Here is a 22,042-nt window from a genome sequence, read left to right on the forward strand (position 1 = left end):
ACGTTGTCATCAGCCTCGTTTTTGGGTCGCCTCTTCCAGCGCTTCCTTCAGTTCAAAGAAGCGGAAACCGAAACCGGCCGCTTCCAGCCGCGTCGGAATAGCGCGCTGCCCGCCGAGCACCAGCGTCGCGCCTTCGCCCATCAGCAGCTTTATGGCGAACCCCGGCACCCGGAAAAAAGCGGGGCGATGCAGAACCTCCGCCAGCATGGCGGAAAACTGTTCGTTGCGTACCGGGTAAGGCGAAACCATGTTAAACGGCCCGCTGAGAACGTGAGTATCCAGCAGATAAAGGATAGCGTTCACCATATCGTCAAGATGAATCCAGGGCATGTATTGCTTACCGGAACCGAGCGGCCCCCCCAGCCCCAACCGGAACAGCGGCAACATTTTCGCCAGCGCGCCGCCCTGAGCGGAAAGCACAATGCCGGTACGCAACAGACAGACGCGCGTTTTGTCGCTTTCGGCGGACTGAGCCAGCGCTTCCCAACGCGCGCACAGGTCATGCGTGAACTCATTGGCGGGCGCTTCATCTTCGGTGACCAGCGCCGCGCCCTGATCGCCATAATATCCCACCGCAGAGCCTGAAATGAAAACGGAGGGCGGTTCGCTGCTGGCGTTAATCAGTTTGGCGAGTTGTTCTGTCAACTCCCAGCGGCTCTGACACAGACGCTGTTTTTGCGCCGCCGTCCAGCGTTTGTCGGCAATCGGCTCGCCTGCCAGGTTAATGACGCCGTCGAAAGCGTTCAGTGAGGTTTTATCATGCAGCGTGGACCAATATTCCACCCGATCGCCCAGTATCGTTCGGGCGCGTTCAGGGGTGCGGGTCAGGACGGTAATGCGGTGCGAAAGTAACAGTAATCGTTGAATCAAATGGCGTCCGATAAGGCCGGTACCGCCGGTAATTAAGAGTTGCATGTCTGGCCTCGCTTATACCTTCATTTTTATGGCGGTTGTCCTGCCCGCCGGGCCGCCGCAAGCATGGGGCTATCCGCGTACTTTGCCGGTTTCCGGCGTTTCACGGCTATGCCTGGTGATAACGCGATTCTTTGTAGTAGCGCATGCTGACGGAAACGGAGTCGGCGTACCGCAGGGCAAACAATTTATCCACTTCAACTTCAGCATAGGTGATCCAGTCATGATTGCTGGCGATATCAAGCACATCCTGAGTTAATTTTTCCAGCAGGGCGAAGCGGTTCTCCTCCACGTGACGAATAATATTCTTGGTGATGGTGCGATAATTCAATGCGTCGTTGATATCTTCGCTGTCGCGCGACCTTTCCGCCGGATAGTGGATCTCAACATTGATGACGATATCCTGCTTGTTATTGATCTCTTCTTCCTTAATCCCAACGAAGGTGCGTAATCGCAGGTTTTTGATTCGAATAATGGCATCGGTATTACGGTGTGACATTTATCGCCCCTTTCTGGCTTGAAGTTAGCGCAGCGGCGCGCGGGCTGCGATCCTCTGCGTCAGAATATTTTGCCTTACCAGCCGCCACGCCATGGTTGAAGGGGAGTGGGGCCGTTTGCCGCTGGCTTTAAGATTGATATCTATGGGTATAAATCATTTTTTGCCGTCGCTGGCAAGCACGGTTCGGTGAGCCACCACAAATGGATTCCCTCGGGCGAATGACTCAAAATGGTGCGCGCGCGTAAATTATGCATTAAATGCTTCATGATGGAACATGCCGCCTCGATGTGGTGCAAGGCCGGCGATAGCGGTTTTTGGCGCACCCCGTCTCTCTGCGATTTAAATATCCCGCTATTTGGTACGGTCTTTGCAATACCCTGCATATTTTATTGAAATCAGGGGATGGCTATATGGACAATAATAAGGCGGAGCCGGGGTTAAAACGTACGCTCGGTAGCTTTCATCTATGGGGCATCGCCGTCGGGCTGGTGATCTCAGGCGAGTACTTCGGCTGGAGCTACGGTTGGGCGCAGGCCGGCACGCTGGGCTTTCTTATTACCGCGTTGGCGATCGCCGCCATGTATTGTGCTTTTATTTTCAGTTTTACTGAATTGACCACATCGATACCGCATGCCGGCGGGCCGTTCGCCTATGCCTACCGCGCCTTTGGTCCGACCGGCGGGTTTATCGCCGGGTTTGCGACGCTGATTGAATTTGTGTTTGCGCCGCCGGCGATTTCAATGGCTATCGGCGCCTATTTGAACGTGCAGTTTCCCTCGCTGGATCCTAAATGGATCGCCGTCAGCGCCTACCTGATTTTTATGGGGCTCAACATTCTTGGCGTCGGCATCGCCGCGACCTTTGAATTACTGGTGACGCTGCTGGCGATTTTTGAACTGTTGGTGTTTATGGGCGTGGTTGCCCCCGGTTTTGAATGGAGCAACTTTACCAGCCTGGGCTGGGCCGGTTCCGACGAATTCAATTCGGTGGCGGTCTCCGGTATTTTCGCCGCGATCCCGTTTGCCATCTGGTTCTTTCTGGCGATTGAAGGGGCGGCGATGGCGGCGGAGGAAGCGAAAGATCCTCGGCGCACCATTCCCCGCGCGTTTATTTGCGGCATCCTGACGCTAACCCTGTTAGCCATCGGCGTTATGCTGTTTGCCGGCGGCGTGGGCGACTGGCGTCAACTGTCGAATATCAACGACCCGCTGCCGCAGGCCATGAAGCTGATTGTCGGCCACAACAGCGGTTGGCTGCATATGCTGGTGTGGCTTGGCCTGTTTGGTCTGATTGCCTCGTTCCACGGCATCATCATGGGGTATTCCCGTCAGATATTCGCGCTGGCGCGCGCCGGCTATCTGCCTAAGCCGCTGGCGCGCATTCATACGCGCTTTCGAACCCCGCATCGGGCGATTCTGGCCGGCGGCGTCGTCGGCATCGCCGCCATTTTCTCTGATTCGCTGATAACGATCGGCGGGCAGCCGCTGACCGCCAACATTGTGACCATGTCGGTATTCGGCGCGATCGTGATGTATATCACGTCAATGGCCGCGCTCTTCAAACTGCGTCGCAGCGAACCTGCGCTGAATCGTCCGTTCCGCGCGCCCTGCTATCCGTTCGCGCCGGCTTTCGCGCTGGTGATGGCGGTAATCTGCCTGGCTGCTATGGTTTATTACAACACGCTATTGGCCACGATTTTCGCCGCCATGATGCTGATAGGCTATGGATGGTTCCGTCTGACCCGCGGCGCGCGTGATTCCGCCGAGTTCGATCCGCAATTGACGACATCCAGATAAGCGGCTGGCGCTCAGTGATTGCAGTGATATGGCGACAGGGCGCGCTACCTCAGAATGGGGGCGTTGCGCAGTCGATATCAATCAGCATGAATTTCTGAATAAGCGCGGTCCGTTATCCCGATAGCGGGCCGCGCCAATATGAACGAGGCGAAAGCATGTATCAGACGACGCTGAGTCATCGCAGTTATCGTTTTCATGATTTGCGCGAGCTGATGGCGAAGGCCTCGCCCGCGCGCTCCGGCGATATGCTGGCCGGCGTGGCGGCGGAAAGCGCGGAAGAGCGGATGGCCGCGCGCATGGCGCTGGCCGACCTGCCGCTGACCATTTTTTTGCAGCAAGCGCTAATTCCTTATGAGCAGGATGAGGTGACGCGGCTGATTATCGACAGCCATGACCGGCAGGCCTTTAGCCTTATCTCTCATCTGACGGTGGGCGATTTTCGCAACTGGCTGTTAAGCGAAAGTACGGACAGCGCGCTGCTGGCGCAGGCCGCACCGGGCATTACGCCGGAAATGGCGGCGGCCGTCAGTAAAATCATGCGCAATCAGGATCTGATCCTGGCGGCAAAAAAGTGCCGGGTAACCACCAAGTTTCGCAATACCATTGGCCTGCCTGGCCACATTAGCGTGCGGCTACAGCCTAATCACCCGACTGACGATCTGAAAGGCATTGCCGCCAGCATGCTGGATGGGTTGTTGTACGGCAGCGGCGATGCGGTGGTCGGCATCAATCCCGCCAGCGACAGCCTGCCGTTGCTGGAGAAGCTGAATTACATGCTGGATGATGTGATCGGCCGTTTCGAGATCCCGACCCAGTCCTGCGTGCTGACGCACGTGACCAACACCCTGCAATTAATGGAAAGAGGCGCGCCCGTCGATCTGGTGTTCCAGTCGATAGCGGGTACCGAGGCCACCAACGCCGGATTCGGTTTTAATCTGGCGACATTGGAAGAAGCGCATCAGGCGGCGTTAAGTCTGAAACGCGGTACGCTGGGCGATAACGTGATGTATTTTGAAACCGGGCAGGGCAGCAGCCTGTCCGCCAATGCGCATCATGGCGTCGACCAGCAAACCTGCGAAGCCCGCGCTTATGCGGTGGCCCGGCGTTTTTCTCCGCTGCTGGTGAATACGGTGGTGGGGTTTATCGGCCCTGAATATCTGTATGACGGTAAACAGATTATTCGCGCCGGTCTGGAAGATCATTTCTGCGGCAAACTCCTGGGCGTCCCGCTGGGGTGCGATGTGTGTTACACCAACCATGCCGAGGCCGATCAGGATGATATGGATACGCTGTTGACCCTGCTGGCCAATGCCGGATTGACTTTCCTGATGGGCGTCCCAGGCGCGGATGACATCATGCTCAACTACCAGAGCACCTCTTTCCATGATGCGCTGTATATCCGCGAGCTGCTGGGGCTGAAGCATGCGCCGGAATTCGGCGCGTGGCTGGAGAGGATGAAAATCATTGATACGCAGGGCCGGTTGCGCGACACCGGCAGCCAACATCCGCTATTACAGCATCAACCTTATCTGGAGGCGCGCGCATGAGCAAAGTAATCCATGCGAATCCCTGGGAAACATTGCGCGAGTATACCGCCGCCCGCATTGCATTGGGGCGCGCCGGCGCCAGCATGCCGACCAGCGAGCTATTGAAATTCGGTATGGCGCATGCTCAGGCCCGGGATGCCGTTCATCAGGCGTTTGATAGTGAAACGCTGGCCGGAGAGTTGGAGCAAGCGGGTCTGAAAACCCTCACGGCGCATAGCGCGGCGGAAAACCGGCAGCAATACCTCTGTCGGCCGGATTTAGGCCGACGTCTTTCCGCTTCCAGCCGGGCGTCGTTGCTGTCAATGGCCGGCAAACCCGCTGATTTACTGTTGGTGGTGGGCGATGGTTTATCTTCCAAAGCGGTGCATCGGCAGGCCGTGCCGTTGATTAAGGCGTTACTGCCGTATATTTCCCAACTCGGGCTGTCGTTGGCGCCTATCGTACTGGCGCACCAGTCCCGCGTCGCGCTGGGCGACGATATCGGCGAGTGTTTGCAGGCGAAAGCGGTGGCGATTCTGATTGGCGAGCGTCCCGGTCTTTCTTCGCCGGATAGCCTGAGCGTCTATATGACCTGGGAGCCGAATACCCGGCGGCTGGAGTCGGAGCGCAACTGTATTTCCAATATCCGTCCTGAAGGGCTGGACTACCCGCTGGCGGCGTTTAAGCTGGCCTGGCTGCTGGAGCAGAGTTTCCAGCGTCGGTTATCGGGCGTTCAACTTAAAGATGAAAGCGATAATCCCGCGCTTCACGGACGGATTGCGCCGCCATCCGCCTGGTTATCGTCACGCTAGGTCATTCCTGATTGCGAGGGGGACGATGGGGCGCTGCGCCGTGGATTTATCCGCAATAGGGAGTAAGAGCCGCCGCGCAACTTTGTTAAACTATACTCGTCATTTTTTTCAAGTTGCAGATGCGTTGGCGGCATGACTCCGCTTTCCGTGAGACTTGCTCCGTTGGGGGCGCCGCGCTCAAAACCGTTGACCGATTCGTCATTCGATCGCCGACCCCCGCATCTCGAAATCAATGGGGTATCTCCCGCATTGCAACTTCAGGTAAGAAGGGTATAAACGATGAAATTGATGTTTGCATCAGACATACATGGTTCGTTGAGCGCGACGGAGCGGGTATTGGATATTTTTGCGCACAGCGGCGCCGAGTGGCTGATTCTCCTGGGGGATTTTCTTAATCACGGCCCGCGGAATCCGCTGCCCGATCGTTATCAGCCGGGCGACGTCGCCGCACGGCTGAATGCTTATGCTTCACGTATTATTGCGGTGCGGGGAAACTGCGACAGCGAAGTCGATCAGATGTTGATTGATTTCCCGATAACGTCGCCCTGGCAACATGTGCTATTGCCGCAGAATCGTCTTTTCCTGACGCATGGACACCTCTATCATCCCGATAATTTGCCGCCGCTGAATGACGGCGATGTTTTGGTTTACGGTCATACGCATATTCCAGTGGCGGAAAAACGGGATAGCCTGTATTACTTTAATCCTGGTTCGACCAGCCTGCCAAAAGGCGGCTATCCCGCGAGTTACGGGATGCTGGCGCAGGGGACTTTACAGGTTCTTCCGCTGCTGGGCGGGGAGCCTATTGCGCAGGTGAGCATTAGGCATTAATTTAGCGAGCGGTAAAACCGATTATTCAAAACAGGCGCGCGTCGCAACGCGCCCATACTAAAGGGTTTCAGAGGATGGCGGAACAAAGTCAGTCAGCAGGCACCGAGTGGGTTGATATCGTCGATGAGAACAATGAGGTCATCGCCCAATCAAGTCGTCAGCAGATGCGTGCTCAGTGTCTGCGCCATCGGGCTACTTATATTGTTGTGCATGATGGTATGGGTAAAATTCTGGTTCAGCGCCGGACTGAAACCAAAGACTTCTACCCGGGATGGCTGGATGCGACGGCAGGCGGCGTGGTGCAAAGCGGGGAGAATATGCTTGAGTCGGCCCGCCGCGAAGCGGAGGAAGAACTGGGTATCGCGGATGTGCCGTTTGCCGAGCATGGCTTGTTTTATTACGAAGGGGATAACTGCCGGGTATGGGGCGGATTATTCAGCTGCGTGACCCACGGGCCGTTTGCGCTACAGGAATCGGAAATTGATGAAGTCAGCTGGCTGTCGCCGGAAGAGATTACGGCGCGCTGCGATGAGTTTACGCCTGATTCGCTCAAGGCGCTGTCGTTGTGGTTAACGCGTTACAACGACCAAAGTTATGGTAAACCGCTGGCGCGAGAAAGCAGCGTCGCCGGCGATGGGCAGAGCCGTAGCGAAGATCAGGATCCCGCCGATTTGGCAAAATGAGTTCGTTTTGATCACGTTTCCGGCGGCAGGATAAAGATAGCGTAAAAAAAACGCCAACCTTCAGGTTGGCGTTTGTGTATCGACCATCAGGCGGAAAAATTAAAGCTGGGTCGCCTGAATCGCCGTCAGTGCTACGGTATAAACGATATCGTCTACCAGCGCGCCGCGAGACAGATCGTTCACCGGTTTACGCATGCCTTGCAGCATTGGCCCGATGGAGATCAGATCGGCTGAACGCTGTACCGCTTTGTAGGTCGTGTTGCCGGTGTTCAAATCCGGGAAGATGAACACGGTGGCCTTACCCGCAACCGGCGAGTTCGGCGCCTTGGATTTCGCCACGTCGGCCATAATGGCGGCGTCATATTGCAGCGGGCCGTCAATAATCAGATCCGGACGTTTTTCCTGTGCCAGACGCGTAGCTTCACGCACTTTTTCTACATCGCTGCCGGCGCCGGAGTTACCGGTGGAGTAAGAGATCATGGCGACACGCGGGTCGATGCCGAAAGCGGTCGCGGAATCCGCGGATTGAATGGCGATTTCAGCCAGCTGTTCCGCCGTCGGATCCGGGTTGATGGCGCAGTCGCCATAAACCAGAACCTGTTCCGGCAGCAGCATGAAGAACACGGAGGAAACCAGCGAACTGCCCGGCGCGGTTTTGATCAATTGCAGCGGCGGACGAATAGTATTGGCGGTGGTGTGTACCGCGCCGGAAACCAGACCGTCTACTTCGCCCTGTTCCAGCATCAGCGTGCCGAGAACCACGTTGTCTTCCAGCTGTTCACGGGCAACGACTTCGGTCATGCCTTTGTTCTTACGCAACTCAACCAGACGTGGAACATAACGTTCGCGAACGGCTTCCGGATCGACAATCTCAATGCCTTTACCCAGTTCGACGCCCTGTGCGGCGGCGACACGCTGAATTTCTTCCGGGTTGCCCAGCAGTACGCAGTGGGCGATACCGCGTTCGGCGCAGATGGACGCCGCTTTCACGGTACGCGGTTCGTCGCCTTCCGGCAGTACGATGCGTTTGCCCGCTTTACGCGCCAGTTCGGTCAACTGATAACGGAATGCCGGCGGCGACAGGCGACGTGAACCTTCAGACTCGGCGCTCAGTGAATCAATCCACTCTGAATCGATATGACGGGCGACGTATTCCTGCACTTTTTCCACGCGCTGGTGGTCGTTCGCCGGCACTTCAAGGCTGAAGCTTTGCAGGCTGAGAGACGTCTGCCAGGTGTTGGTCTTGACCATAAAGACGGGCAGACCGGTCTGGAACGCGCGTTCGCACAGTTTGCTGATGCTGGGGTCCATTTCATAGCCGCCGGTCAGCAGAAGGGCGCCGATTTCCACGCCGTTCATGGCAGCCAGACAGGCGGCGACCAGTACGTCGGGACGGTCGGCGGAGGTAACCAGCAGTGAACCCGGACGGAAATGCTCCAGCATGTGAGGAATGCTGCGCGCGCAGAACGTCACGGTTTTGATGCGGCGCGTCTGAATATCGCCTTCGTTGATGATATCGGCGCTCAGGTGAGTGGCCATATCGACGGCGCGGGTGGCGATCAGATCAAAGTTCCATGGAATGGCGCCCAGAACCGGCAGCGGACTGTTGGCAAACAGCTGACGCGGATCGATGTTCGTCACGTTGGCTTTGTTGGAATCGTCAAAGATTTCAGACAGGTCGGGACGGGTACGGCCTAACTCATCCACCGGCGCGTTCAGTTTGTTGATGATGACGCCGGTGATGTTCTTATTCTTGCTGCCGCCGAAGCTGGAACGGGCCAGTTCGATGCGTTCTTTTAATTGATCCGGCGAGTCGTTGCCCAGCGCGATGACAAAAACGATTTCCGCATTCAGGGTTTTGGCGATTTCATAATTCAACGCATTGGCGAACTGATGTTTGCGGGTTGGAACCAAACCTTCGACCAGCACCACTTCCGCATCTTTCGTGTTTTCATGATAGCGGGCGATGATCTCTTCCATCAACACGTCCTGCTGGTTGGAGCTCAGCAGAAACTCAACGTGACTCATCTGTAGCGGTTCAGCGGCAGTGATGGTTGATGAATTGGCGCGAATAATGGTGGTCGTCTGGTCTGGCGATTGATCGCCGGTTCGTGGCTGTGCGATAGGTTTGAACACGCTCAGGCGCACGCCTTTTTGTTCCATGGAACGAATGACACCCAGGCTGACGCTAGTCAGACCGACGCTGGTGCCCGTAGGAATTAACATGATTGTTCGAGACACGGCTAAACCTCTTTACGGTTGCTCGTTGGTCAAAAACAACTCCGTCAGCCTAAGCTGACGGAGTCGGGATTCATTTTTTACGCAGTCAGACGGAGGGCGTCTTGTGCGATAACCAACTCTTCGTTGGTTGGAATAACCAGCGCCGGACGGCTGCCATCTTTGGCGATGTTGCCGCTATTGCCGAAGCGAGCGGCCAGGTTACGTTCGTGATCGACTTCAAAGCCCAGCAGGCCCAGTTTGTTCATCGTCAGTTCACGGACCATTGCGGCGTTTTCACCAATACCGCCGGTGAAGACAATCGCATCCAGACGGCCTTCCATCAGTGCGCTGTATGCGCCGATATACTTGGCCAGACGGTGGCAGAATACGTCCATTGCGCGTTTCGCGTCTTCTTTGGTCGTATAGTTTTCTTCAACGTAGCGGCAATCGCTGGTGACTTCCGTCAGACCCAGCAGACCGGATTCTTTCGTCAGCAGTTTGTTGATTTGCTCTACGCTCATGCCCAGCGAGTCATGCAGGTGGAAAACGATCGCCGGATCGATATCGCCGCTGCGCGTTCCCATCACCAGACCTTCCAGCGGGGTCAGACCCATGGAGGTATCAACGCATTTGCCGTTACGTACCGCAGTCACAGAACCGCCGTTACCCAGGTGGCAGGTAATTACGTTAAGATCTTCTACCGGTTTGTTCAGCGCTTCAGCCGCGCGTTGGGCCACATAGTAGTGGCTGGTGCCGTGCGCGCCATAGCGGCGGATATGATGGTCTTTATACAGTTTGTACGGCAGCGCATAAAGGTAGGATTCTTCCGGCATGGTCTGATGGAAGGCGGTATCAAATACAGCCACGTTTTTATCAGCCAGTTTAGGGAATGATTTCAACGCCTCGGCGATACCGATCAGGTGGGCCGGGTTATGCAGTGGTGCAAAAGGTACGGCATCTTTGATACCCTGCAAAACGCCATCGTTGATAACCGCGGACTGAGTGAATTTTTCGCCGCCGTGGACGATACGATGGCCAATGGCGACCAACTGAGCGGACAGATCCGGTTTCTGGGAAAGAATGGTATTAACGATGAAGTTCAGCGCCTCGCTGTGAGCAGCGCCAGCACCCAGTGCGGCTTCTTGTTTACCACCGTCGATTTTCCATTTGATACGGGCTTCAGGAAGATGGAAACACTCGGCCAGACCTGACAGGTATTCCTCCCCGTTAATCGCATCGATGATGGCAAACTTCAGGGATGAACTACCACAGTTAAGAACCAGTACTAACTTACTCGACATGGAAGTACCTACTTGTTATATATGGTTAAAAAAATGCCAAACGGAGGATAGCGTATCTTATCTCATGGTTGGCATTTATGATTAAAATCACACCCTGGTGTGATACACCTGATATGAAGGTGAAAAAAGCGCCAATTTCACCAAGTATGTTATACCGTATTTACAGTATAATAACAGGATACAAGCCTTATGCGGCCCACAGTCCAGGCGCAACGAATCATACCGCTGATGGCTGTATACAAAATGTGTTTCGCAGGAAAGGTATCTCTGCGCATAGCCATGCTGCATCTGTAAATAAGGCGGCTAAAAGGCCGATCTAGAATACCGATAGCGTACGGCAAACACAAAATATATTTTAACATTGTCAAAATGAGTTGTTGATTTGTGCGAAGTTTTTATTTTTTATCTGTAAAGTTGAGGTGCGCCCATGGCAACAAAGCCTAGCGGTCGAATGAGTTGGCTACAGTTACTCCAGCGTGGGCAGCATTACATGAAAACCTGGCCTGCGGATAAACGCCTTGCTCCGGTCTTCCCTGAGAACCGGGTGGCGCGCGCCACTCAGTTCGCCATCCGGTTTATGCCCCCGCTGGCGGTGTTTACCCTGACGTGGCAGATTGCCCTCGGCGGGCAGCTTGGACCGGCCATCGCCACCGCGCTCTTCGCCTGTAGCCTGCCGATGCAAGGGCTATGGTGGCTAGGACGCCGTTCGGTTACGCCGCTGCCGCCCACGTTATTACAGTGGTTTCATGATATCCGTCACAAGCTGATTGAATCCGGTCTGGCGCTGGCTCCGCTGGAAGACGCGCCGACTTATCAAACGCTGGCGGATGTGCTGAAACGTGCGTTTAAACAGCTCGATAAAACGTTTCTGGACGATCTGTGATCTTCATCAGACGGACGGCGGACGGAATGCTATTTTCTCTTTCCTGCTGTTTCAAATCAAAAAATCGGGTGCTGACGCTACCTCGATACGATGTAGTATGCGATGCTTTTTTCAAAATCCCCCAATCGATTTCAATATGCGGTCAGACGGCAAGCGAGCGACAAATTCGTCGGGAATGAATTTGTCCGGTCAAGGCGCCTGCAAATTGAAAGATTAAGTAAATCGTTGTAATTAACGGCATGCCGGAATGAGGTTCAGGAGAGCAAGATGGAAATGACAAATGCCCAAAGATTGATCCTTTCAAACCAATATAAAATGATGACGATGCTTGATCCGGAGAATGCTGAACGCTATCGCCGGCTGCAAACCATCATCGAACGCGGCTATGGTTTACAGATGCGGGAGCTGGACCGCGAGTTTGGTGATTTGAGCGAGGAAGTCTGCCGCACGATTATCAATATCATGGAAATGCACCATGCGTTGCAGGTGTCGTGGGGCAATCTGAAGGATAAACAGGGGATTGATGAGCGTCGTCTGGCCTTTTTGGGCTTTGATGCCGCCACGGAAGCCCGTTATCTTGGGTTTGTCCGCTTCATGGTGCATGTCGAAGGGCGTTACCCGCATTTCGATGCCGGAACGCATGGTTTTAACGCCCAGACTAAAATGTGGGATAAATATGGCAGAATGTTGGCTATCTGGCAGTCCTGCCCGCGCCAATATCACTTGAGTGCAGTCGAGATTGCACAAATTATTAATGCCTGAATGATTGCAAAGGGGCGTTCTGTGAAGTGTAAAGGTTTTCTGTTCGATTTGGATGGCACGTTGGTTGATTCATTGCCGGCCGTGGAGCGATCCTGGCGTTTCTGGGCGAAAGAGCATGGTATCGAACCCCAGGAGGTTTGCGATTTTATTCATGGCAAACAGGCGATAACTTCGCTGCGCCATTTTCTGAAAGGCGAGAGTGAGGAAACCATTCAGCGGGAATTCGACGAACTGGAAAAAATAGAAGCGACGGATACGCAGGGCGTTGTCGCCATGCCCGGCGCTAACGCGTTGCTGGCCCGGCTGGATGAGTTAGGTATTCCCTGGGCGATAGTCACTTCCGGTTCCGTGCCTATCGCCAGCGCTCGTCACCGGGCGGGCGAATTGCCGATGCCAAAAGTCTTTATTACCGCGGAGCAGGTGGCGCGGGGTAAACCGAATCCGGACGCCTATTTATTGGGCGCGCAGCGTCTGGGTTTGAAGCCGGAGGATTGCGTCGTCGTTGAAGATGCGCCGGCCGGGGTGTTATCCGGGCTGGCGGCCGGGTGCCAGGTTATCGCGGTCAGAGCGCCGGCGGATACGCCGAAGCTGGATCAGGTTGACCTGGTTTTGGATTCGCTGGAACAATTGCGGATAGAAGCCTCTCCCGATAGCGGCTGTATCGTTTTTAATCAAGCGTGATATCTGCCTAACTTATTGATAAAAGCGCGACTAAATATGATCAAACCTCGCGTCCGCGAGGTTTTTTTATGGCAGACTATCCCTGTCTGCCACCCTAGCGGGCCGCAGCGGGGCTGCGTTGAAAAATGCTCCTGCATTTTTTTATGGCAGACTATCCCTGTCTGCCACCCTAAGCGGGCCGCAGCAGCGCTACGCTAAAACATGCGTCTGTATTTGCTAAGACATAAGAACCTATCAATGACTCTCTTTCCGTCAGGGGAACCGTTTTGAATAGCGAACTTCTCTGGGTTTTATCCCTGTTGCTGATCGCCATTGTGTTGTTTACCACCAATAAATTGCGCATGGATGTTGTTGCACTGCTGGTCATTATTGCGTTTGTTCTGAGCGGAACATTGTCGTTATCCGAGGCATTGGTCGGTTTCAGCGATCCCAACGTTATTCTGATTGCCGCCCTGTTTATTATTGGTGAAGGTCTGGTTCGGACCGGCGTGGCCTATCAGGTCGGCGACTGGCTGGTGCGGGCGGCCGGCAAAAGCGAATTAAAAATGCTGGTGCTGCTGATGGTCACCGTCGCGCTGCTGGGGGCATTCATGAGTTCGACCGGCGTGGTCGCGATCTTTATTCCGGTCGTGCTTAGCGTTTCGGCCCGCATGAAGACATCCGCGGCGCGATTATTGATGCCGCTGAGTTTTGCCGGGCTAATCAGCGGGATGATGACGCTGGTGGCCACGCCGCCCAATATGGTGGTGAGCAGCGAACTGATGCGGGAAGGCATTGAAGGATTCGGTTTTTTTAGTATGACGCCCATTGGCGTTGTCGTATTGCTGGTCGGCGTCGCTTATATGATGGTGGCTCGCTACTGGCTTGGCGGCGCGACGGCGGAAGCGGCAAAAGATACCTGGAAAAGAAAAACATTCCGCGACCTGATTCGGGACTACAAACTAACGGGTCGGGCGCGACGTTTGGCGATTCGCCCCGGCTCTCCCTTTATTGGCCATCGGCTTGACGATCTGCGGTTGCGTCAGCGGTATGGCGCGAATATCGTCGGGATCGAACGCTGGCGTAAATTTCGGCGCGTCATGGTCAGCGTGGCGGGAAATACGGAACTGCGCCTGAATGATGTTCTGCTGATCGATATGTCGACCTCCGAAGTCGATTTACGTGAATTTTGCACATCCCAACGTCTGGAGCCGATGGTACTGCGCGGCGAGTATTTTTCCGAGCAGGCGCGTGACGTAGGGATGGCGGAAGTCTCTTTGATTCCAGACTCCGAACTGTTAGGGAAAACCCTTTATGACGTGGGCTTTCGCAGCCGCTATGGTCTGACCGTGGTGGGGATCCGCCGTAATGGCGAAGCGATGGAGGGGATTCTGGCCGACGAGCCCCTTCAGTTGGGCGACATTCTGCTGGTGATCGGCGACTGGCGGATGATCCGGCAATTGCATATGCAGAAAAACGACTTTCTGTTGCTGAATCTGCCTGCCGAGGTGGATGACGTGGCGCCGGCCATCAGTCAGGCGCCTCATGCGCTGTTCTGTCTGGCGTTGATGGTCGCGATGATGCTGACGGATGAAATCCCTAATGCGATTGCGGCGCTGATCGCTTGCTTATTAATGGGCAAGTTCCGCTGCATTGATATGGAAAGCGCCTACCGGTCGATTCACTGGCCCAGTATCATCCTGATTGTAGGAATGATGCCATTCGCGCTGGCGTTACAGAAAACAGGCGGCGTCACGCTGATTGTTGATGGGCTGATGGATATCGCCGGTGGCTCCGGGCCGCATGTGATGTTGGTGTGCCTGTTTATCCTGTGCGCCGTCATCGGCTTGTTTATCTCCAATACCGCGACGGCGGTGCTGATGGCGCCCATTGCCGTCGCCGCGGCGAATCAGATGGGGGTATCGCCTTATCCCTTTGCGATGATCATCGCGGTGGCGGCTTCCGCGGCCTTTATGACGCCCGTTTCATCACCGGTCAATACGCTGGTGCTGGCGCCGGGAGGGTATAAGTTTGGCGACTTTTTGCGGATCGGCGTGCCGTTCACCATACTGGTTATGGTCATCAGCGTGATGATGGTGCCGTGGATTTATCCGTTCTGATCCGGCGCTAGCGCGTCATTACAGCGGCGAGTCCTGGCTGATTTCGTCCAGGGATAAGCTAAAGCTTGGGATGAATACGGTCATAAAGTAGTCCATCTCCGGGCTTTGGCGCTGCTGTAATGTTTTTTCCAACCGGGCTTTCGCCAGCGTAAATTCCGTATTGCCCGCCGACAACTCCTCCAGGCATTTCAAATAGGCGCACAGCGCATCGGCCTGTTTGACGATCGCCCGTTCTTCTTCACTCATATGCTGTTCATCCAGCAACGATTGATAGTCCTGCTGCAACTCCGGCGGCAGCATATCGATCAATTTCTGTCGGGCAATCGATTCGATCTTTTTATACTCGTGAGCGATTTGCGCGTTGTAATACTTGATCGGCGTTGGCATATCTCCCGTCAGCACCTCGCTGGCATCGTGATACATCGCCAGCAGGGCGATACGTTCGGCATTGACGCTGCCATTGAACTTACGGTTTTTAATCACCGCCAGCGCATGGGCGACGAAAGCGACCTGTAGACTGTGCTCTGATACATTCTCCGTTCGCACGTTACGCATCAGCGGCCAACGGTTGATGAGTTTCAGACGGGATAAATGGGCAAAAAAGTGACTCTGATTCATGGCAATCTCTCAGACAACAGCACGATGGGAATCTATTGTGGTCACTGGATGGGGATTATGCAAACCATCCGGCAACCTCGCGGCGCCGGGCGTGATAACCGCGACCCGGCGTCGGGAGGGGGACCGCGTTATTGGCGGTAGTGTTGCAGGAAACGCCCCAGTTTGTGTACCGCCATATCCAGTTCGTCAACGCGGGGCAGGGTGACGATGCGAACATGATCCGGATAGGGCCAGTTAAATGCCGTTCCCTGAACCAGCAAGACTTTTTCCTGCAAAAGCAGATCCAGCACCAGTTTCTGGTCGTCGTGAATATTAAAGTGCTTGGCATCAATGCGCGGGAACATGTAAAGCGCGCCCTGCGGTTTTACACAGGATACGCCGGGGATCTGGTTGATCAACTCCCAGGCTCGGTTGCGCTGTTCATATAAGCGTCCGCCCGGTTGGATGAATTCGCTGATGCTTTGATAGCCGCCGATGGCCGTCTGAATGGCATGCTGCATCGGCACGTTAGCGCATAAACGCATGGATGCCAGCATTTCCAAGCCTTCAATATAGCCTTTAGCGTGCTTTTTCGGCCCGTTCAACACCATCCAGCCCTGACGAAAACCGGCGACGCGATAGGTTTTTGATAATCCGTTAAACGTTACGGTCAGCAAATCCGGCGCCAGGGCGGCGATGGAGTGGTGCTGCGCGTCGTCATACAGGATTTTGTCGTAGATCTCATCGGCGAAAATAATCAGGTTATGCTCGCGGGCGATAGCCACGATCTCCAGCAGCAGCGCTTTGCTATACACCGCCCCAGTGGGATTATTGGGGTTGATAATCACAATGCCGCGAGTACGGGGCGTAATTTTTTTACGAATGTCATCCAGATCGGGAAACCAGTCTGATGTTTCGTCACAGAGATAATGTACGGCATTGCCATTAGAAAGCGATACGGCGGCGGTCCATAGCGGATAGTCCGGCGCCGGAACCAGCATTTCGTCGCCTGTATTCAGCAAAGCCTGCATAGATTGCACAATCAGCTCAGAGACCCCGTTGCCGATGTACACATCTTCGACCGTCATATCACGCATCTCTCTGGCCTGATAGTGCTGGACGATGGCTTTACGCGCGGAATACAGGCCCTTGGAGTCGCAGTAGCCCTGTGCCGTCGGTAAATTGCGGATCACATCGACCAGAATTTCGTCGGGCGCGTCAAAACCAAAGGGCGCAGGATTGCCAATATTCAGCTTAAGTACTTTATTACCTTCTTCTTCAAGACGTTTGGCTTCCTTCAGAACTGGGCCGCGGATGTCATAACAAACGTTCTCCAGCTTCTTGGATTTTTCAATCGGGGACATAAATATCACGAACCTTTTGCGGGAAAAGCGCATTCCTGTGTGGAATAGCATAACCTGCTCAATGTACTCCTCCTGTAGTACCTTTTGAAGAATGATTATCGCTTTCTCTGCAAATTATTCCGCTTATGCACTATATGGTTGTGTACTAATCCGATGGTGCGATACTGTAGACGGCGGGTTCGCTTTTATGTCGGTCGGAACATTTTTCATTATGAAAATACATGCGGTTATTTAAAGATTGGTAGCATTTATTTTACAGAATGAAAAAAGAAAGACGACGTTATCTGATTAAGAATTCAAGGAGGTAAGGCATTTAAAACAATGACAACTCATCAATTGAAAAGGCGATTGTGGTAACGAAATATAAGTATTTTTTTGCCCTTATGGTGCGTCTGCGATAGTGTCTTTAAAATGTATGGGTTGTTACCATTACATGTAATAAAACACCAGGATTGTTTTTGTTAAAAATTAAAATAGATAAGTGATGAATCGTATGACCAACGCAAATCGACCAGTAATAAATCTCGATCTTGATCTATTAAGAACGTTTGTCGCTGTTGCAGATTTGAACACTTTTGCAGCCGCTGCTGTTGCTGTACGTCGGACGCAATCGGCCGTCAGTCAGCAGATGCAACGTTTAGAGCAACTCATCGGAAAGGAGCTTTTCGCCCGTCATGGGCGCAATAAGCTTTTGACCGAACACGGTATTCAGTTTCTTGGCTATGCGAGAAAAATATTACAGTTCAATGACGAGGCCTGTACCTCATTAATGTTCAGTGATATTCAGGGCGCACTGACCATCGGCGCTTCCGATGATACTGCTGATACCATTCTTCCTTATATTTTACACCGGGTAACATCTATCTTCCCTAAATTATCAATCGACGTGAGCGTGAAGCGCAGCGCGGAAATGTTGGATATGCTACATCAGGGGAAAATTGATCTGGTGATTACCACAATGCACAGTATGGAATTTCCCCACGTCTTATTACGGACATCTCCGACGCTGTGGTATTGCGCCGCTGATTATCAATTCAGACCGGAAGAACCCGTTTCGCTAGTTGTTTTGGATGACCCCAGTCCTTTTCGGACATTGGCGCTGGAGTATCTGAATGCAATGGGGATCCCATGGAGAATCGCCTATGTCGCATCCACGCTGTCGGCGGTTCGCGCCGCCGTTAAAGCAGGTTTGGGCGTGACCGTACGTTCGGTTGAGATGATGAGTCCGGGATTAAGGGTGCTGGGCGAAGAGGATGGGTTACCCAGACTGCCGGAAACCCGCTACTTCCTGTGCAAAAATCCGCATCATGAAAATGAGTTGGCAACGGCGATTTTTAACGTGATCGGCTCAGGCAATAAATCTTATGTGCCGGTAATGGACGCCTCGTTAAAGGACGTGATGTAATTGTATAACAGGTCAGACATTGTTCGGGTCAAAAGGACGTGTCCCGAATAATGGCGGTCAGCTCGCTGATAACGTGGTTGTCGGCACAGGATATTTACCCATATTGCACTTTCTTTCCTTTATCTGCCTACGCGGTAGAAAATTTTAAAATCCCCTGATTTTTTATGAAACGCGGGTTCTTTTTTTTTAACGCATGCCTCAATAATTTTCCATTGGCTCAAAAATTGTTCTCATCAGTTTTTTTACTAACTAAATTAGCAAAAATGTGCCGCGGATCAAAAAATGCCCTTAATAACACTATGGGTGAACAAGCAATCCTTTCGAAAATGGTATAGTGGCTTGGTAAACCTGAGCTGGCCGTGATCGTGCTTTGTTAACAAATAATAATCACTGACTCGATTAAGCGGAAAACAGGAATGTGAGTGTTAACAAAACTGTGTGCATGTAAACTGATATACTGTTACCTTTAGTAAGGTTGAAAAAAGGTTACAGAATTAGGGGCTCGACCATCTAATGCCCGTTGACCTGACACGTTTCCGTGCGTTTTGTGTGGTCTTTTATCCTTCCTTTTAATCGATGTGGTGCTTAGCTGCCGAAAAAGAGCAGATGTTACTAACCACTTTTGATGAGTAAGCAACGAGTATGTCAACAACTACAGAAATCCTCGCCCATCATTGGGCATTTGCGTTATTCGTTATTATTGCCGTTGGCCTGTGTATCTTCATGCTGACCGGTGGTTTTTTGCTTGGCGGCAGGGCAAAAGCCAGAGCCAAAAACGTACCTTATGAATCAGGAATCGATGCGGTAGGTTCAGCGCGTATGCGGCTGTCCGCCAAATTTTATCTGGTCGCCATGTTTTTCGTCATTTTCGATGTTGAAGCCTTATATCTCTACGCCTGGTCCGTCTCTATCAGAGAGAGCGGCTGGATTGGCTTTATCGAAGCAGCCATATTCATTTTCGTGTTGCTGGCTGGTTTGATCTATCTGGTTCGAATCGGCGCTCTGGATTGGATCCCCGCGCGTTCCAAGAGACAGGTCGTTAAATCAGACATCGTAAACATTACCAACAATCATCAGCAGTAACAGCGAGGCATTTAAGATGGACTATACGCTCACCCGCATAGAGCCGGACGGTGAGAATGACCGTTATCCCCTGCAACGCCAGGAGATCGTTTCCGACCCTCTGGAGCAGCATGTTCACCGCAGCGTTTATATGGGCAAGCTGGAGCATGCGCTTCACGATACCGTGAACTGGGGTCGTAAAAACTCGCTTTGGCCATATAACTTCGGCCTTTCCTGTTGTTACGTGGAAATGACGACCTCGTTTACTGCGGTACACGACGTTGCTCGTTTCGGGTCCGAAGTTATTCGCGCCTCGCCTCGTCAGGCGGACTTCATGGTTGTTGCCGGTACGGTGTTTACCAAAATGGCGCCGGTCATTCAGCGTCTGTATGAACAAATGCTTGAGCCGAAGTGGGTGATCTCCATGGGGGCTTGCGCGAACTCCGGCGGGATGTACGACATTTACTCCGTTGTGCAGGGCGTTGATAAATTCCTCCCGGTTGACGTCTATATTCCTGGCTGTCCGCCCCGACCTGAAGCCTATATGCAAGCGCTGTTGCTATTACAGGAATCCATCGGTAAAGAGCGTCGCCCGCTGTCATGGACGGTGGGAGAGCAGGGCGTTTATCGCGCCAATATGCAGTCTGAACGGGAACGTAAGCGCGGTGAGCGTATCGCGGTGACCAACTTGCGTTCGCCCGATGAGATTTGACCTGCGAATGATGAATATGGCGGTCGCGTAATATCACGATAATAGGTGCGGCCTTATTCAGATAGAAATAGCACATTTAATGTGGTGACATATTTATGACAGATTTAACGACGCACGATCTCGCTATGCCTGCCTGGCAAACTCGCGATCATCTTGATGATCCGGTGGTTGGCGAACTGTGTAACCGTTTTGGGCCCGACTCTTTTACTGTGCAGGCCACGCGTACCGGGGTTCCCGTCGTGTGGGTCAAGCGCGAGCAATTACTGGAAGTGGTGTCTTTCCTGAAAAAACAGCCGAAGCCTTATGTGATGCTGTTTGATTTGCACGGCATGGACGAACGTTTGCGCACCCATCGCGAAGGCTTGCCGGCCGCTGATTTTTCCGTTTTTTACCATCTGATTTCCATCGAGCGCAATCGCGACATCATGCTGAAAGTCGCGCTGGCCGAAAACGACATGCATCTGCCGACCATGACCAACTTGTTCCCCAATGCCAACTGGTATGAGCGGGAAACCTGGGAAATGTTCGGCATGACCTTTGACGGCCACCCGCATTTGACGCGCATCATGATGCCGCTGACCTGGGAAGGCCATCCGTTACGCAAAGACTATCCGGCGCGCGCCACCGAATTCGATCCCTTTGTGCTGACCAAGCAGAAAGAAGATCTGGAAATGGAGTCGCTGACGTTTAAGCCTGAAGACTGGGGCATGAAGCGCGGCACCGAAAACGAGGACTTCATGTTTCTTAACATGGGGCCGAACCACCCGTCGTCGCACGGCGCTTTCCGTCTGATCCTGCAATTGGACGGTGAAGAAATACTCGACTGCGTGCCGGATGTGGGCTACCACCACCGCGGCGCGGAAAAAATGGGGGAGCGTCAGTCCTGGCATAGCTATATTCCTTATACCGACCGCGTCGAGTATCTGGGCGGCTGCGTTAATGAGATGCCTTATGTACTGGCCGTTGAGAAACTGGCGGGTATCGAGGTGCCGGATCGCGTCAAGACGATCCGCGTCATGCTGTCGGAACTGTTCCGTATTAATAGCCACCTGCTGTATATCGGGACGTACATCCAGGACGTCGGCGCGATGACGCCGATCTTCTTCCTGTTCACCGATCGTCAGAAAATTTACGATCTGATCGAAGCCATCACCGGGTTCCGTATGCACCCGGCCTGGTTCCGTATCGGCGGCGTGGCGCATGATTTGCCGCGCGGCTGGGAGCGTCTGCTGCGCGAATTCCTCGACTGGATGCCGTCTCGTCTGGACACTTATGTCAAAGCCGCTTTGGAGAACAGCATCCTGAAAGGTCGTACTCAGGGCGTTGCCGGCTACAATGCGAAAGAGGCGCTGGAGTGGGGAGTCACAGGGGCCGGTTTGCGGGCAACCGGCGTCAATTTCGACGTGCGCAAACAGCGTCCGTATTCCGGTTATGAAAACTTTGACTTTGAAGTGCCGCTCGGCGACGGCATCAGCGATTGTTACAGCCGCGTGATGTTGAAAGTTGAAGAACTGCGTCAGAGCCTGCGTATTCTGGAACAGTGTCTGAAGAATATGCCGGCCGGCCCGTTCAAAGCCGATCATCCGCTGACCACGCCGCCGCCGAAAGAACGCACCTTGCAGCACATTGATACCCTGATTAACCACTTCCTCCAGGTTTCCTGGGGACCGGTAATGCCCGCCAACGAATCATTCCAGATGATTGAGGCAACCAAGGGTATCAACAGTTATTACCTGACCAGTGATGGTGGCACGATGAGCTACCGTACACGTATTCGCACGCCGAGTTACGCACACTTACAGCAGATTCCGTCCGTCATCCGCGGATGTCTGGTCTCCGACCTGATCGTGTACCTCGGCAGTATCGATTTTGTCATGTCTGATGTGGACCGCTAATT

19 protein-coding genes are annotated in these 22,042 nt (G+C 53.6%); 13 read left to right on the forward strand and 6 right to left on the reverse strand.

The features are described 5' to 3' along the window. Positions 1-9: 9 nt before the first annotated feature. Together ABRZ28_RS12605 and folX are read right to left on the reverse strand one after the other, a co-directional pair. A complete protein-coding gene (locus tag ABRZ28_RS12605; RefSeq protein WP_319604920.1) occupies positions 10-915 on the reverse strand; it encodes a TIGR01777 family oxidoreductase in 906 nt (301 codons plus the stop codon). 106 nt (positions 916-1,021) lie between these two features. After that, complete coding sequence (gene folX, locus ABRZ28_RS12610; protein WP_319604919.1) at positions 1,022-1,411, reverse strand: dihydroneopterin triphosphate 2'-epimerase; 390 nt, start codon at positions 1,409-1,411, stop codon at positions 1,022-1,024. A gap of 410 nt (positions 1,412-1,821) precedes the next feature. Here folX and eat point away from each other — a divergent pair, with 410 nt between their 5' ends. The 5 genes from eat to yfcD all read left to right on the forward strand — a co-directional run bounded on the left by eat (position 1,822) and on the right by yfcD (position 7,059). After that, positions 1,822-3,207: an ethanolamine permease gene (eat, locus tag ABRZ28_RS12615; RefSeq protein ID WP_330520414.1), complete on the forward strand. Its 1,386-nt coding sequence runs from the start codon at positions 1,822-1,824 to the stop codon at positions 3,205-3,207. A gap of 155 nt (positions 3,208-3,362) precedes the next feature. Next, positions 3,363-4,754 carry an ethanolamine ammonia-lyase subunit EutB gene (locus tag ABRZ28_RS12620; protein WP_330520415.1) on the forward strand — a complete coding sequence of 464 codons (1,392 nt, stop codon included), beginning with the start codon at positions 3,363-3,365 and terminating at the stop codon, positions 4,752-4,754. Beyond that, complete coding sequence (gene eutC, locus ABRZ28_RS12625) at positions 4,751-5,545, forward strand: ethanolamine ammonia-lyase subunit EutC (protein ID WP_330520416.1); 795 nt, start codon at positions 4,751-4,753, stop codon at positions 5,543-5,545. Before ABRZ28_RS12620 ends, eutC begins: the two co-directional genes overlap by 4 nt. Before the next feature lie 279 nt (positions 5,546-5,824). After that, a complete protein-coding gene (yfcE, locus tag ABRZ28_RS12630; RefSeq protein ID WP_319604915.1) occupies positions 5,825-6,376 on the forward strand; it encodes a phosphodiesterase in 552 nt (183 codons plus the stop codon). A gap of 74 nt (positions 6,377-6,450) precedes the next feature. Next, positions 6,451-7,059 carry an NUDIX hydrolase YfcD gene (gene yfcD / locus ABRZ28_RS12635; RefSeq protein ID WP_319604914.1) on the forward strand — a complete coding sequence of 203 codons (609 nt, stop codon included), beginning with the start codon at positions 6,451-6,453 and terminating at the stop codon, positions 7,057-7,059. Between the two features lie 99 nt (positions 7,060-7,158). On the opposite strand, the gene pta is transcribed toward yfcD, so the two are convergent. Both pta and ackA read right to left on the reverse strand, forming a co-directional pair. Continuing rightward, on the reverse strand, positions 7,159-9,300 hold the full coding sequence (gene pta / locus ABRZ28_RS12640; RefSeq protein ID WP_319604913.1) for a phosphate acetyltransferase: 2,142 nt from the start codon (positions 9,298-9,300) through the stop codon (positions 7,159-7,161). Between the two features lie 77 nt (positions 9,301-9,377). Continuing rightward, positions 9,378-10,580 carry an acetate kinase gene (gene ackA, locus ABRZ28_RS12645; protein ID WP_330520417.1) on the reverse strand — a complete coding sequence of 401 codons (1,203 nt, stop codon included), beginning with the start codon at positions 10,578-10,580 and terminating at the stop codon, positions 9,378-9,380. Positions 10,581-11,007: 427 nt separating this feature from the next. Here ackA and yfbV point away from each other — a divergent pair, with 427 nt between their 5' ends. From yfbV to ABRZ28_RS12665, 4 genes are all read left to right on the forward strand, one after another. Next, positions 11,008-11,463 (forward strand): terminus macrodomain insulation protein YfbV, encoded by a 456-nt coding sequence (gene yfbV / locus ABRZ28_RS12650; protein ID WP_319604911.1) that lies wholly within the window; start codon positions 11,008-11,010, stop codon positions 11,461-11,463. 267 nt (positions 11,464-11,730) lie between these two features. Next, positions 11,731-12,225 (forward strand): YfbU family protein, encoded by a 495-nt coding sequence (locus tag ABRZ28_RS12655; RefSeq protein WP_319604910.1) that lies wholly within the window; start codon positions 11,731-11,733, stop codon positions 12,223-12,225. A 21-nt stretch (positions 12,226-12,246) separates the two neighbouring features. Further along, positions 12,247-12,906 carry a sugar phosphatase gene (locus tag ABRZ28_RS12660; RefSeq protein WP_330520418.1) on the forward strand — a complete coding sequence of 220 codons (660 nt, stop codon included), beginning with the start codon at positions 12,247-12,249 and terminating at the stop codon, positions 12,904-12,906. Between the two features lie 266 nt (positions 12,907-13,172). Next, positions 13,173-15,005: an SLC13 family permease gene (locus tag ABRZ28_RS12665; protein ID WP_319604908.1), complete on the forward strand. Its 1,833-nt coding sequence runs from the start codon at positions 13,173-13,175 to the stop codon at positions 15,003-15,005. Between the two features lie 18 nt (positions 15,006-15,023). Here ABRZ28_RS12665 and yfbR read toward each other — a convergent pair whose 3' ends face one another. Together yfbR and ABRZ28_RS12675 are read right to left on the reverse strand one after the other, a co-directional pair. Beyond that, positions 15,024-15,623: a 5'-deoxynucleotidase gene (gene yfbR / locus ABRZ28_RS12670; RefSeq protein WP_330520419.1), complete on the reverse strand. Its 600-nt coding sequence runs from the start codon at positions 15,621-15,623 to the stop codon at positions 15,024-15,026. 128 nt (positions 15,624-15,751) lie between these two features. Further along, entirely contained in the window at positions 15,752-16,966 is a 1,215-nt protein-coding gene (locus ABRZ28_RS12675) for a pyridoxal phosphate-dependent aminotransferase (RefSeq protein WP_319604906.1), read from the reverse strand. A gap of 493 nt (positions 16,967-17,459) precedes the next feature. Between ABRZ28_RS12675 and lrhA the strand changes: the two genes are divergently transcribed. The 4 genes from lrhA to nuoC all read left to right on the forward strand — a co-directional run bounded on the left by lrhA (position 17,460) and on the right by nuoC (position 22,040). Further along, positions 17,460-18,371: a transcriptional regulator LrhA gene (gene lrhA / locus ABRZ28_RS12680; RefSeq protein WP_319604968.1), complete on the forward strand. Its 912-nt coding sequence runs from the start codon at positions 17,460-17,462 to the stop codon at positions 18,369-18,371. Between the two features lie 642 nt (positions 18,372-19,013). After that, positions 19,014-19,454: an NADH-quinone oxidoreductase subunit A gene (locus ABRZ28_RS12685; RefSeq protein WP_319604905.1), complete on the forward strand. Its 441-nt coding sequence runs from the start codon at positions 19,014-19,016 to the stop codon at positions 19,452-19,454. Between the two features lie 16 nt (positions 19,455-19,470). Beyond that, on the forward strand, positions 19,471-20,145 hold the full coding sequence (locus ABRZ28_RS12690; protein WP_009112081.1) for a NuoB/complex I 20 kDa subunit family protein: 675 nt from the start codon (positions 19,471-19,473) through the stop codon (positions 20,143-20,145). Positions 20,146-20,240: 95 nt separating this feature from the next. Next, entirely contained in the window at positions 20,241-22,040 is a 1,800-nt protein-coding gene (gene nuoC, locus ABRZ28_RS12695) for an NADH-quinone oxidoreductase subunit C/D (RefSeq protein ID WP_319604904.1), read from the forward strand. Positions 22,041-22,042 lie beyond the last annotated feature (2 nt).

The sequence above is a fragment of the Brenneria sp. g21c3 genome (genome assembly GCF_040240345.1).
Lineage (GTDB): Bacteria > Pseudomonadota > Gammaproteobacteria > Enterobacterales > Enterobacteriaceae > Brenneria.